Genomic DNA, 13,500 nt, shown 5'->3' with positions numbered 1-13,500 from the left:
GGTGTGCCGGTGCGGTGGCCGGGGCTGGGACGGGGGAAGCGTCTCGGTCCCGGTTGCCGCCGGACACGGTGTGGAGGGGCCATGGCAGTAACGGTCGCGTCCCGCGCTGAGATCGTGCAGCCCGAGTTACCGATTCCCGCCCAGGCGAAGGGGCCACCCGCCCCGCCCGCGGCGCTGGCCCTGTTCGCGCAGGCCAGGCGCGGCCTGGGGGATGCCGAGCGGGAACACGACCCCGCGGAGCGGTTCATCGCGTCGTATCTGGCGGCGCTGCGCGCCGCCGCGGCCGTGCTCGCCGCGCGCGGCAGGCCGCATCGTGGCAGGGCGAAGCCCGCCAGCACCTGGGTGCTGCTCGAGGCGGCGGCGCCCGAACTCAAGGAATGGGCGATCTATTTCGCCTCGAACTCGGCGGCCAGGGCCTCGGCGCAGGCCGGGATCACCAGGGGCATGACCATCGAGGTCGCCGACGATCTGCTCCGGCAGAGCCGCCGGTTCGTGGCCGTCGCCTGGCAGGCGATGAAGGGAAGTGGATAGGTGTCCGGGCAGGCGATGATCGACCCCGGCCGTCTGCTGGACGTGCTGGCGGCCGAGGGCGAGGTGCTGGCCGACACGGCGCATGACGCGTCGGCCGAGGCGCCGGTGCCCACGGCCCCCGGCTGGACGATCGGGGCGACGCTGCGGCACGTCGGCAGCGTCTATCGCTTCGTGCTCGCCTGGCTGCTCGCCGGCAGCCGTCCGTCGGAGTGGCAGCGAGATCCGGAGCCAGGCCAGGCGGTCGAGGAGTACTTCGAGGAGAGCAGGCGCGAGCTGCTCGACCACCTGGGCGCGCACGACCCGGCCGAGCCGGCCTCCACCTGGTGGCCAGCCGACCGCACGTACGGGTTCTGGCGCCGCCGGATGGCGCACGAGACGATCATCCACCGCTTCGACGTCCAGAACGCGGCGGGTGTGGCGATCACCGAGATACCGAAGGACGTCGCCGTCGACGGTATCGACGAGGTGCTCACGGTGTGGTTCGGGCAGAAGCTGCCGTTGCTCGGCCTGACCGGCACCAAGGCCGGTCAGGCCGGTATCCGCTCCGGCGGGCACAGCTGGATCGCCAGGGCGGGGCCGGACGAGACCACGGCCTGGCGCTGCTCGCCGGAGGAGGCCGACCGGTCGGACGCGCTGGTGTCCGGCAGCGCCGCCCAGGTGTACCTGTGGCTGTGGGGCAGAGCGAGCCCCACCGCGGTCACCTACGGCGGCGATTTGGACATCTCCGGCCAGCTGTGGGCCTTGCTGAGGCTCGCGACACGCTGATTTCGGTTTGCGGGGAAGCAAAACCGGTATCACGTACGACCTCGGCGACCGGCCGGCGTTCGCGCCGGCCGGTCTTTGTCCTTGTTGCCCGGCATCGCGGCCGCGGGCATGGCAGGCTGTCCTGAATGGCGATCCGGAATCTGGTTTTCGACGCGAACGACCCCGGCGCGGCCGCGCGGTTCTGGGCCGGGTCGCTCGGCTGGCAGCAGGCCGCCGAAGCCGAAGTCCGCCCGCCCGCCTCGGACGGCTGCGAGTTCGGACTGGTGTTCCTTCAGTCGCACCAGCCGAAACAGGGCAAGAACCGCCTCCATCTGGATCTGGCGAGCCACACAGCGGACCACCAGAAATCCATTGTGGACAAAGCGTTGTCGCTGGGCGCGCGTCACCTCGACCTCGGGCAGGGCGATGTGCCGTGGGTGGTGCTCGCGGACCCGGAAGGCAACGAGTTCTGTGTGCTCGAACCCCGCGACGTGTACCTGACCGCGGGCGCGCTCGCCGCGCTCGTCATCGACTCACACGAGCCGGATGTGCTCGCCACGTTCTGGTCGGGAGCCACCGGCTGGCCGATCAAGAACAGGGATCCGGCGATCGTCGGCCTGCAGGCGTCCAGCGACCGCGGCCCCTGGCTGGAATGCTTGCGTACCAAGGACATCAAGACCGGCATGAACCGGCTGCGGCTGAGGATCACCGCACCGGACGTCGGCAGCCTGCGCGCCGCGGGTGCGATGCCGCTCGGGACCGGCCTGATGGCCGATCCCGAGGGCAACGAGTTCCACCTGGGTTAGGCGCAGCTCCAGGTCGCGGGCACCCAAGGCGAGCTGGGGCCGTGCGAGCCGGCGAGCAGGTCGTCTTCGGTCACCGCGTCGACCCGGAGGCTCAGGCCGACTTCGCCGAGGAACGTCCCGTCACGCCAGGTGCCGAGCGTGTTCGTGCCGCTCTTGAACCACCAGGCCGCCAGCAGGCCGCTCGAGTTGATGCCCATCACGACGTTCGCGGGCGTCTGGCGCACGACCTTGCCGGTGAGGTCCCACTCGGTGACCACTTCCTCGTTGTCGAACCTGCCGACGATCCGGCCGCCCTGGTACTTGCCGACGGTGACGCGCCTGCCCCGGTTCTCGAGCTTGACCGACGACCCGTCCGGCGACCAGATCACGCCGGGTTCCGTCACCACCCGGCCCGCGTCGTCGATGCCCGCGGGCTGCCCGCCGGGAACGATCCGATAGGTGCCCGGCGCGCTCGCAGGCCAGATGATCGTTTCGGTGCCCGCGCCGCCGCTGAGCCTGCCCGCGATGTCGCCCGCGGAGTTGATGGCCACGGCATAGCCCGTCCGGCCCGCCGGGGACGGCAGGTTCTGGTACGAGCCGTCGCGCAGGCGGAAGCTGCCCCCTGACCCGTAGTAACCCGCGATCTGGCCATCGCCGTTGATCGCCACGGGCACGATGGAGGCGCCGCCCGGCGCCGCGGCCACCGTGGAGACCACACGGTTGTGCCAGGTCACCGGCGCGAGCTTGCCGTCCAGGAAGGTCAGTCCGACCAGGTGGCCGTTCGGCCCGGCCGCCCGGACCGAACCACCCTCGGCTCCGGCGGGCAACGGCAGGTCGGAGGCGACCCAGGTGCACGGCGCGGCGGCGGTGGTGGCCGACGCGGGCAGCGCGGACGTGACCGTGAGCGCGAGCGACGCGCAGAGTGCGGCCAGCGGTATTTTTCTCATGCGAACCCCCAGTTCGATGCTCTCGCGGGGTACTTCGGCGGGTGCCCCCGTGGCGTTACGTTCCGGTTGCCGTGGTCACCGAGGCTCTGACAAGGGCGAAACATCGGCGTCCCCGCTCGGCAACAACGGGGCGGGACGGTGGACGGATGCAGACGCCCCGTGCCCAGACGACGCAGACCGCGCAGGTCGAAGCGACAGCCTCGCTCACCTGGCGGCTCAGGATCCGCATGGACGACCGGCCAGGCACGCTCGCCAGGATCGCGATCCGGCTCGCGGACCTGGAGTGCAACATCCTCGGCCTGTCCGTGCTCCCCGTCCCCGGCGGGGTCCTCGATGAGATCGTGGTCCGCCCCGCGACCGGCCTGACCAGGAGACACCTGGTCGAAGCCATCCGCGCGGAGGGCTGCGAATGCACCGGCATCGTCGACGCCGACGTCCGCGAGCTCGTCGACAGCGCGACAGCCACCCTCGGCGCCGCCGCCCGTGCTGTCGACGAGCCCGCCAAGACGGCGGACATCCTGCGCGAGGTCCTCGCCGCGGACCTCGTGACCCTGGTCCCGCTCGCGGAGGCCAACGAGGGCAGGACCGAAAGCGGCCACCGCGCCGTCTTCGCGTTCGACGCGGAGTACGCACTCGTCGCGCGCCGCCGCTGGGCGCCCTTCGTCCAGCTCGAGCTCGCGAGGGCGACCGCGCTGCTCGGTTTGCTGGGTTCGGTGCGCGCCAACGTGTCCGGCCCGGTCGTGGTCACCTGCCGCGATGGCGCCGAACTCGTGCTCAGACCCGGTCAGCCCCGTGACGCGGACGCCGTGCTCGCCCTGCATGACCGCTGCTCGACGGCGACGTTGTTCCACCGCTACCACACGGGGACCAGCACGGTCCCGCGTCGCTGGCTGCACCGGCTGCTCGTGCCGCCGCGGGGCGTGAGCCTGCTGGCGGTGTGCGGCCGCGAGATCATCGGCCTGGGTCAATTGATCCCGGCAGGCACCGGCGAGAGCGCCGAGATCTCGTTGCTGATCGAGGATTCGTGGCAGCGCAACGGAGTCGGCACGGCCCTGCTGGCCAGGCTGGCCGTGCTCGCCCGAGCGCGCGGCCACCGTGAGCTGACCGCGATCTGCCTGCCGAGCCAGGACGCCATCTACCGCACGGCCGTCCGCGCGGGCCTCGGCCCGACCCCGCCTGCCGAGCCCGGCGGGCTGCTGCGGATCGACCTCACCCGGTAAGGGCCGTCAGCGCTTCCAGAACCAGTCCTTGTCGCGGGCTTCGCTGAGCGCCTTCTTCTTGCGCTCGGAGGTGAGGCGGTCGAGGTAGAGCTTGCCGTCGAGGTGATCGGTCTCGTGCTGGAGACACTGGGCGAGCACGTCGAAACCCTCGACCTCGATCGGGTTGTTGTGCACGTCGACGCCGCGGACGACGACCCGCTTCGGCCGGACGACCGGGAACCAGAGTTCGGGGACCGAGAGGCAGCCCTCGTTGATCTCGTGGGTCTCCTCGGAGACCTCGACGACTTCGGGGTTGACCACGTAGCCGCTGAGGCCCCCGACGTCATAGCTGAACACGCGCAGGCCGACGCCTATCTGGTTCGCCGCGAGACCGGCCCTGCCGGGGAGCTTGACCGAGTCCATCAGGTCCTTGACCAGAGCTTCGAGGTTCTTGTCGAACTTCGTCACCGGATCGCAGACGGTTTTGAGCACCGGGTCCCCGAAGTAGCGCAGCTCGCGCACGGCCATCTCTATCGTGTCCTCTCCTCGACGCCGACCAGGATCCTAGGGATCAGGTCACGCCCGCAAGCGAAGGCCCTTCGGCGTCGCCCGGAAACCGGCCTCCACGAGAATTTCCGACAGCACGGAGGTCAGTGCGTGCTCGCCGTCGGCCTTCTGCACGGCGAGCTGACCGAGCCAGCCCTCGCGGACGGCCGTCGACAGCGCCCGCGCGCCCGCGCGGAGCGTGTCGGAGTCTTCGGTGAAGCTCAGCAGCGAACGGCCACCCCTTTCGACGTAGAGCGCCGGGATCCCATCGACGAGCACAGCCAGCGCGCCCGCCTTGCGTGCCGGGCGGTGCTTGGTGTCGCCGGTCGCCGCGGGCCAAGGCAGCGCCGCGCCGTACGGTTGGGCCGGATCCGCCGCGGCGAGCACGACCGCGCTCGTCTTGTTCTCACGGGGCGTCCCCGTGTCGGACAACGCGCGCAGCCTGTCGACGGCGCCCTTCGCGGCGAACTGGGCGGCGCCCAGCCCTTCCACGACATAGCCGCGCACGACCTGGCCGGTGTCCTCCATGCCGCGCAGCACCTTGTAGATACCGGAAAAACCGCCGGTGACGCGCTCGGTTTCCAGCGCGCCCCTGGTCAGCACACCGTGCCGCTCCAGGAACGCCTCGGTGCGCGCGTGCGCCCGCCGTGTCGGTTCCGTTTCGCGCGGCGGGGTCAGCGCCCAGCGACCGGCGACGGTCGGCGGGCCCGACCGCGACGGCATTTGCGGACGGCCTGCCCGCATCCGCGCGTAGCGGCCGCGAGGCGCCGCACGGCGCGGTTTGTGCGTGGCGCCCTTGCCGGACACCTGCGCCCGCAACGGCCCCAGCGTGTCGCCGCTGACCACGCCGGCCCACACCAGGTCCCACAGCGCGGCCACCACGTCGGCGTCGTTCGGCGCGGTGTCGACCAGGAGCGTCGCCCGCTCGACGAGCTGACGGAAGAACTGCGCTCCACCCTCCAAAGTGGACACAATGGCCTCGTGCAACGGGCTGCTGGGCACGGCTTCTTCGATCTCCGGCAACAGCAGATCGGCCACGTCCGTCGGCGCGAACGCGACCCAGCCGTCGCCGCCCGCGAGCGAGCCGCAGCCCGCCCAGGTGACCTCGCCCGCCGTGGTCAGCTCGTCGAGCAACGCGGGGGAGTAGCCGGGGAGCCTGCTTGGCAGGATGAGCGACTCGACCGCGCTCGCCGGCAACGGCGCACCGGCGAGTTGTTCGACCACCGAGAGCACGTCGTCCGCGGTCGGCGCCGACCGCACGCGCGCGCCGATCCCGTGCCACGCGGGCAAGAACCGGCCGAGCGCCGCCGGTTCGACCGGCTCGACCTCAGCGCGCAACTTGGCCAATGAAGCCCGCCGCAGCCTCCGCAACACGGCGGCATCGCAGTACTCGACTTCACCGCCGCCTCCCAGCGGACTCAGCTCGCCCCGGACGAGCCTGCCCTCGCCGGTCAGCCTGTCGAGCACGCCATGGACCACGGCCGCGCCCAGCCCGAACCGCTCGGCGGCTCGCACGGCCGGGAACGGCCCCCGGCTCCGGGCATACCGGGAAAGCAGGTCGCCCACCGGATCCGCGACCGGTTCGGTGAACGCCTCCGGCACACCGACCGGCAGCGCCGCGCCGAGCGCGTCCCGCACCCGGCCCGCGTCCTCGATGGCGAGGAACCGTTCCTCCCCGGCGATGCGCACCCGGATCGCCCGGCGCGCCGCCTCCAGCTCGTCGAGCCACTCGGGCCGGATACCGCGCGCCGCGGCTTCCTCGACCGTCAGATCTCCCAGGAACCGCAACAGGTCCGCGGCGTCTTCGACGTTGCGCGCGTGCCTGTCCTCGTCGAGTCGTTGGAGCGACCGTTCGATTTCGACCACGACATCGGCGTCCAGCAGCTCGCGGATCGCCTCGGTGCCCAGGAGTTCGGCCAGCAGCGTCGAGTCCAGCGACAACGCCGCCGCCCGGCGCTCGGCGAGCGGCGCGTCCGTCTCGTACAGGAACATGCCGACATAGCCGAAGAGCAGGCTGCGCGCGAACGGCGACGGGGACGGCGTCTCGACCTCGACGACCTTCACCCGCCGCGCCCGGACGTCGCCCATCAGCTCCTTCAGCCCGCCGACGTCGTACACGTCCTGCAGGACCTCGCGCATCGCCTCGAGCACGACCGGGAACCGCTCGTACTTCGCCGCGACCGAAAGCAGCTGCGACGCGCGCTGCCGCTGCTGCCACAGTGGCGTCCGGCGCCGGGGATCACGCCGGGGCAGCAGCAGCGACCGCGCCGCGCATTCCCGGAACCGCGCGGCGAACAACGCCGAACCCCCGACCTCGGCGACGATGATCTGCTCGACCTCCTCGGGGTCGATCAGCACGTCCTCGACGCTGACGGTGACCTCGCCGCCCTCGGCGTCGAGCGCGTCCGGCAGCCGCAGGACGATCCCGTCGTCGGAGTGGGCCACCTGCGCGTCCACCCCGCGGTTTTCCCGCAGGCGCGCCGCGATCGCGAGCGCCCACGGCGCGTTGACCTGCGCGCCGAACGGGGAATGCAGGATGATCCGCCAGTCGCCCAGCTCGTCTCGGTAGCGCTCCAGCAGCACGATCTTGTCGTTCGGCACGTGCCGCGTCGCGGACTTCTGCTCTTCGAGATAGGCGAGCAGGTTGTCGCGGGCGCGCTCGTCGAGCCCGGCCGTCTCGGCGCGCGCCCTCGCCTTCTCCGAGTCCGATGTGGACAGTTCGCGGACGAAGGAACCCAGCGCCCGGCCCAATTCCAGCGGCCTGCCCTGCGCGTCGCCCTTCCAGAACGGCATCCGCGCCGGTTCACCGGGCGCGGGCACCACGAGCACCCTGTCGTGCGTGATGTCCGTGACCCGCCACGACGAGGTGCCGAGCAGGATCGTGTCGCCGACGCGCGACTCGTAAACCATCTCCTCGTCGAGCTCACCGACCCGCGAGCCGGGCTTATCGTCCGCGCCCGGCGTCATCACGGTGAACAGGCCGCGGTCGGGGATCGTCCCGCCCGAGGTGACCGCGAGCCGCTGCGCGCCGGGCCTGCCACGCAGCTCGCCGGTGACCCTGTCCCAGGTGATCCGGGCGCGGAGCTCGCCGAACTCCTCGCTCGGATACCGCCCGGCCAGCATGTCGAGCACCGCCAGCAGCGCATCGTCCGGCAGGGCGGCGAACGGGGCCGCGCGCCGGATCAGCCGCCCGAGTTCCTCGACCGTCCACGGTTCCAGCGCGACCATGGCCACGACGTGCTGGGCCAGCACGTCCAGCGGGTTGCGCGGGTAGCGCACGGCCTCGATCGAGCCCGAGGCCATCCGCTCGGCGACCACGGCGCAGGAGACCAGGTCACCGCGGAACTTCGGGAACATGACCCCGCTCGACACCGCGCCGACCTGGTGCCCGGCGCGGCCGACCCGCTGCAGCCCGGACGCGACCGTCGGCGGTGCCTCGATCTGGATCACCAGGTCGACCGCGCCCATGTCGATGCCGAGTTCGAGCGACGACGTGGCCACCACGCAGGGCAGCCTTCCCGACTTCAGTTCTTCTTCGACCCTGGTGCGCTGCTCGCGCGACATCGAGCCGTGGTGTGCCTTGGCGACGGTGGCCTCGGCGCCGGTGGACAGTCCCGACTGGCCGATCGCCTCTGCCGGGAACCGCTCCATCTCGGACTGCTCGGCGACCAGCTCGTTGAGCCGCGCCGTCAGCCGCTCGGTGAGCCGCCGGGAGTTGGCGAACACGATCGTCGACCGGTGGTCCTTGATCAGCTCGAGCACCCGCTCCTCGACCGCGGGCCAGATGGACGGCTTCGGCGCGGGCAGCACCTCCGCCTCGAAGGAGAACGGCTCGTCGCTCGGCTCGGGGCGCTGGGGAGCGTCGAGCTGGCTCATGTCGTCGACCGGGACCTCGACGCGGACCTCGATCGTCTTCGCGAGCTTCGGCTGGACCACCTTCACCGGGCGGCCGCCCGCGAGGAAGGCGCTCACCTCGTCGATCGGGCGGACCGTCGCCGAGAGCCCGATCCGCTGAGCGGGCTTCGGCAGCAGCGCGTCCAGCCTTTCGAGTGAAACCGCGAGATGCGCGCCGCGCTTGCCACCGGCGACCGCGTGCACCTCGTCGATGATCACCGTCTCGACGCCACGCAGCGACTCGCGCGCCGACGACGTCAAGATGAGGAACAGCGACTCCGGCGTGGTGACCAGCACGTCCGGCGGGGTCTTGCCGAACGAGCGCCGCTCGGCGGCCGTGGTGTCGCCGGTGCGCATGCCGACCTCGATGTCCGGCGGGGCCAGGCCGAGCCGCCGCGAGGCCTGTGAGATCCCGGCGAGTGGAGCCCTCAGGTTGCGCTGGACGTCGACCGCGAGTGCCTTGAGCGGGGAGACATAGAGGACACGGCAGCGCTTCTGTGGTTCGGCGGGCAGCGGTTCGACGGCCAGCCTGTCCAGCGCCCAGAGGAACGCGGACAGCGTCTTGCCGGAGCCCGTCGGCGCCACGACCAGCGCGTGCTCGCCGGCGTGGGCCGCACGCCAGGCTCCCTCCTGCGCCGCGGTGGGCGCGGCGAAGGCTCCCGTGAACCAGGCGCTGGTCGCGGGAGAGAAGAGGTCGAGCACGTCAGGTGTAGCCACGTTCACCATCATGAACCCACCCACCGACACTTTCTGCCGGGTCCTGCTCACAGCGAGGTCAGAGTCGTGGCAGCATGCTCCGCAACGTGGTGCACACTCGTCCGTTCGGGCGAAGATAGCTAGGGGGAACCGTGCGGATCCTGTCGGTCGATCTCGGGACGTCCAACACCGTGGCCGTGCTCGCGGCGCACGGGCGGCCGCCCAGGGTCGTCGAGGTCGACGGTTCGGCCAACATGCCGTCGGCGGTGTTCGCCACCGAGGACGGCACGCTGATGATCGGCCGCGACGCCGAGCGCCGGGCCCGGCTCGACCCGACCCGGTTCGAGCCCAACCCGAAGCGCCGCATCGACGAGCAGACCCTGCTGCTCGGCACCGACATCGTGCCGGTCAACGAGGCGCTCGCGGCCATCCTGCGCCGCGTGCTCGACGAGACCAGGCGCCAGCTCGGCGGCGAGTCGCCCGACGAGGTCAGGCTCACCCACCCCGCGCAGTGGGGCCCGGTCCGCCGCAACGTCCTGCTGTCCGCGGCCCGGCTGGCCGGCATGGGCAACAACATCACCCTGGTGCCGGAGCCGGTCGCGGCCGCCGCGCACTTCGCCTCCTTCCCCGGCAAGGCGCTGGCGCCCGGCCAGGCGCTCGCCGTGTACGACCTCGGCGCGGGCACCTTCGACGTCGCCGTCGTCGGCGCGACGCAGAACGGGTTCACCGTGCTCGCCGAGGACGGGCTGCCCGACCTCGGCGGCCTGGACGTGGACCAGGCGCTGATGGTGCACGTCGGCCGCGAGGTCTCGCACAAGGATCCCCAGCGCTGGCAGCATTTGCTGCGGCCCGAATCGACCCCGGACCGCCGCACCCGGCGTGCGCTGCAGGAGGACGTGAAGGCGGCCAAGGAGGCGCTCTCGCGGCACCCGCAGACCGAGGTCCCGATGCCGGAGCCGTTCAGCGACGTGCTGGTCACGCGCGCCGAGCTGGAGGCGCTGGTCCGCCCGTCGATGCTGCGCAGTGTCGAGCTGCTCTCGCGCACGGTCCGGTCCGCCGGGCTTTCACCCGATCGGCTGGCCGGCATCTATCTCGTCGGTGGTTCGAGCAGGCTTCCGCTGGTCGGCAGCCTGATCGCGGAGAAGCTGGGCGTGGTGCCCGGCAGCCTCGACCAGCCGGAGACCGCCGTCGCGCTGGGCGCGTGCCACGTGGCGCAGGACGGCATCAGCGTGCGCACGCAGAACGTCGAAGGCCAGGTCGCCGCCGGCTCCTACACCGCGCCGCCGCAGCAGGTCGCGAACGTCCCCGGCTACCAGACCGGCGCGTACCCGCAGTCCTCCTTCCCGTCGACCGGGCCCCAGCAACAGCAGCAGGCGCCGTCGAACTTCCCGGCCTACTCGCCCGCGCCGAAGGAGCCGGAGGCCAAGCGCAAGAAGAAGTGGCTGATCCCGCTCGCGATCGCGCTGGTGGTGCTGCTCGGCGGTGGCGCCACGTACTTCTTCGCCACGTCGACCGGCACTTATACGGCCGACGAGTGCAAGACGCCCGGCCAGGCCGACGACAAGGGCTTCACCGGCTGCCTGCGCCAGCTCGCGGGCAAGGTCGCCGACACGGGTGACTGCAAGGCGGGGATGGGCAACGGCCCGACCGCGTCGGCGGAGAAGTTCGGCGCCGCCTCGACCTGCGCCGCGCCGGGGCGCGCCGGCACCCAGGTCACCTACCTGCAGAGCGATTCGGCCGGCACGCTGAAGACCTACACCGACCAGCTGCTGAAGTCCGCGGGCGGGGACATCGTCACCGCCGAGTGGAAGGGCAACGGGCTGGCGGGCACCTACTCGTCCGCGGCGGGCGCGAACGCCGCGGTGCTGGTCTTCACGGTGAAGGACCGGCCGCTGACCGGCTTCCTCTACCAGGTGAACTCGTCCGGCCAGGAGGCCGTGACCCCCGGCGCGCTGGCCACCTACTTCGAGCAGAGCGTGCAGCCGGGGTCCTGAGCGCCGCCGGGTGTTGGTTACGCTGTCCGGGATGCGTATCACGGTTTTCCGGCGGATGATGGCCGACGAGTTCGGCGCAGGCAGGGCGGAAACCCTGTGCAGGGACCATGTTTTCAGCTCACTGGGCGGGCGTACCGTCGAACAGGCACTGGCCGTCGGCACCTCACCCAAGGAGATCTGGCAGGCGGTCTGCGACGCCTTCGACGTGCCTGCCAAGCGGCGATGAGCGAAAAATCCTAGCAGTAGGGCGTGTCACTTTCGCCCTCGAACACGTGTTCGTCTAGCATGTTGTGCACATCGGGACCAACGATCCACAGATCTCTGCCGAGGCCTGGAATTGTCGGACCCCGCCCGTAGCGTCGGACCCGACACACCACAACTGACAAACCAACGAGGTGGACCCCCATGGCACCAGCAGCACCCGACAAGGGCAAGGCGCTCGAGCTCGCGCTCGCGCAGATCGACAAGCAGTACGGCAAGGGCTCGGTGATGCGCCTCGGTGAAGAGGGCCGCGCGCCGATCGCGGTCATCCCGACCAGCGCCATCGCGCTGGACGTGGCGCTCGGCATCGGCGGGCTCCCGCGCGGCCGCGTCGTCGAGATCTACGGCCCGGAATCCTCGGGTAAGACCACCGTCGCGCTGCACGCGGTGGCCAACGCGCAGAAGGCGGGCGGCATCGCGGCCTTCATCGACGCGGAGCACGCGCTCGACCCGGAGTACGCCAAGGCGCTCGGCGTCGACACCGACGCGCTGCTCGTCTCGCAGCCGGACACCGGTGAGCAGGCGCTGGAGATCGCGGACATGCTGGTCCGCTCCGGCGCGCTCGACATCCTGGTCATCGACTCCGTCGCGGCGCTCGTGCCCCGTGCCGAGATCGAGGGCGAGATGGGTGACAGCCACGTCGGCCTCCAGGCCCGCCTGATGAGCCAGGCGCTGCGGAAGATGACCGGCGCGATGAGCAACTCCGGCACCACCGCCATCTTCATCAACCAGCTGCGCGAGAAGATCGGCGTGATGTTCGGCTCCCCGGAGACCACGACCGGTGGTAAGGCGCTGAAGTTCTACGCCTCCGTCCGGCTCGACGTCCGCCGCATCGAGACGCTGAAGGACGGCGGCGAGCCCGTCGGCAACCGCACCCGCGTCAAGGTCGTGAAGAACAAGGTGGCCCCGCCCTTCAAGCAGGCCGAGTTCGACATCCTCTACGGCAAGGGCATCTCCCGCGAGGGCTCGCTCATCGACATGGGTGTGGATCAGGGCATCGTCCGCAAGTCGGGCGCCTGGTACACCTACGAGGGCGACCAGCTGGGCCAGGGCAAGGAGAACGCCCGCAAGTTCCTGCTGGAGAACCCGGACATCGCCAACGAGATCGAGAAGCGCATCAAGGAAAAGCTCGGCATCGGCGCCCAGGTCGACGCGGAAGCCGAGGCCGCCCCGGCGCCCGTCGACTTCTAATGCCGAGGATTGACCCCTCGGAGCTCGCGCCCGAGGAGCGGTGGAAGAAGGCGAAGGAGGTCTGTTTCGACCTCCTCGCCGCCCGGCCCCGCACCAAGGACGAGCTTCGGAAGACGTTGAAGCGCAAGGGTTTCGACGACGAGACCAGTGAGACCTTGCTGGGCAAGCTCGACAAGGCCGGTCTGGTCAACGACGCGGAGTTCGCGGAGTTGTGGGTGCGGTCGCGGCATGTCCAGCAAGGACTGTCGCGCACCGCCATCGTCGCCGAGCTCAAGCGCAAGGGGGTCGACAGCGAGATCGCCGTCCAGGCGGCGAGTGAGGTCGACCGGGAGTCCGAGGAGCAGCGCGCGCGGGAACTCGTGCGCAAGAAGATCCGCTCACTCGGCAACGTCGACGAGCAGACGGCCATCCGGCGGCTGCTCGGCGTCCTCGGTCGCAAGGGTTACCCGCAAGGGCTTTCGTACACCGTGGTGAAAGAGGAACTCCGGGCGGTCGGCGCCGAATCGACCATGCTCGACGACGCCGCCACCGAGTGACGGCGTCCTGATGGCTCCGGTGCGGGCGCGGGTGGCTGGCCACGGCCACCACCGCGCCGAGCACCGCCATGGTGATGTCCTTGTGCGGATCCCAGATGTCGCCCGAGTGTCGGTGCGAGTGGAAGGTTTGCTCCGTTGGGTGCAGAAATTCTTCCACTCGCGTGGCTCGTCCACCG

Annotated in this window: 11 protein-coding genes; 8 read left to right on the top strand and 3 right to left on the bottom strand. The window is 71.0% G+C overall.

What is annotated here, in order from left to right; all coding sequences use genetic code 11:
- The first annotated feature begins 81 nt into the window (after window positions 1-81).
- The 3 genes from BLV57_RS34180 (at window position 82) to BLV57_RS34170 (ending at window position 2,081) form a co-directional block, all read left to right on the top strand.
- The gene (locus BLV57_RS34180) at window positions 82-531 is read left to right on the top strand and encodes an SAV_6107 family HEPN domain-containing protein (RefSeq protein WP_091296367.1); all 450 of its coding nucleotides are present in this window, start codon (window positions 82-84) and stop codon (window positions 529-531) included.
- Complete coding sequence (locus BLV57_RS34175; protein WP_091296365.1) at window positions 532-1,296, top strand: maleylpyruvate isomerase family mycothiol-dependent enzyme; 765 nt, start codon at window positions 532-534, stop codon at window positions 1,294-1,296.
- A gap of 125 nt (window positions 1,297-1,421) precedes the next feature.
- Window positions 1,422-2,081, top strand: a complete 660-nt coding sequence (locus BLV57_RS34170; protein WP_091296362.1) for a VOC family protein — start codon at window positions 1,422-1,424, stop codon at window positions 2,079-2,081.
- Here BLV57_RS34170 and BLV57_RS34165 read toward each other — a convergent pair.
- Window positions 2,078-3,007: a hypothetical protein gene (locus tag BLV57_RS34165; protein WP_091296360.1), complete on the bottom strand. Its 930-nt coding sequence runs from the start codon at window positions 3,005-3,007 to the stop codon at window positions 2,078-2,080. The two genes, BLV57_RS34170 and BLV57_RS34165, sit on opposite strands and share 4 nt — an antisense overlap.
- Window positions 3,008-3,153: 146 nt before the next feature.
- Between BLV57_RS34165 and BLV57_RS34160 the strand changes: the two genes are divergently transcribed.
- The gene (locus tag BLV57_RS34160) at window positions 3,154-4,227 is read left to right on the top strand and encodes a GNAT family N-acetyltransferase (RefSeq protein WP_091296358.1); all 1,074 of its coding nucleotides are present in this window, start codon (window positions 3,154-3,156) and stop codon (window positions 4,225-4,227) included.
- Between the two features lie 6 nt (window positions 4,228-4,233).
- Here the strand turns inward: BLV57_RS34160 and def are convergent, their stop codons facing one another.
- Both def and BLV57_RS34150 read right to left on the bottom strand, forming a co-directional pair.
- Complete coding sequence (gene def, locus BLV57_RS34155; protein ID WP_091296355.1) at window positions 4,234-4,734, bottom strand: peptide deformylase; 501 nt, start codon at window positions 4,732-4,734, stop codon at window positions 4,234-4,236.
- Between the two features lie 48 nt (window positions 4,735-4,782).
- Window positions 4,783-9,375, bottom strand: a complete 4,593-nt coding sequence (locus tag BLV57_RS34150) for an ATP-dependent helicase (protein WP_091296818.1) — start codon at window positions 9,373-9,375, stop codon at window positions 4,783-4,785.
- Window positions 9,376-9,494: 119 nt separating this feature from the next.
- Between BLV57_RS34150 and BLV57_RS34145 the strand changes: the two genes are divergently transcribed.
- From BLV57_RS34145 to BLV57_RS34130, 4 genes are all read left to right on the top strand, one after another.
- Window positions 9,495-11,336, top strand: a complete 1,842-nt coding sequence (locus tag BLV57_RS34145; protein WP_091296352.1) for an Hsp70 family protein — start codon at window positions 9,495-9,497, stop codon at window positions 11,334-11,336.
- A gap of 31 nt (window positions 11,337-11,367) precedes the next feature.
- Entirely contained in the window at window positions 11,368-11,562 is a 195-nt protein-coding gene (locus BLV57_RS34140) for a DUF3046 domain-containing protein (RefSeq protein ID WP_091296813.1), read from the top strand.
- 179 nt (window positions 11,563-11,741) lie between these two features.
- Window positions 11,742-12,788, top strand: a complete 1,047-nt coding sequence (gene recA / locus BLV57_RS34135; protein ID WP_091296349.1) for a recombinase RecA — start codon at window positions 11,742-11,744, stop codon at window positions 12,786-12,788.
- Window positions 12,789-12,796: 8 nt separating this feature from the next.
- The gene (locus tag BLV57_RS34130; protein WP_091296808.1) at window positions 12,797-13,324 is read left to right on the top strand and encodes a regulatory protein RecX; all 528 of its coding nucleotides are present in this window, start codon (window positions 12,797-12,799) and stop codon (window positions 13,322-13,324) included.
- Window positions 13,325-13,500 lie beyond the last annotated feature (176 nt).

The sequence above is a fragment of the Amycolatopsis xylanica genome, assembly GCF_900107045.1.
GTDB classification, from domain to species: Bacteria; Actinomycetota; Actinomycetes; order Mycobacteriales; family Pseudonocardiaceae; genus Amycolatopsis; species Amycolatopsis xylanica.
The sequence above is the reverse complement of the archived record's forward strand: the minus strand, read 5'-3'. Positions and strand labels throughout refer to the sequence as shown.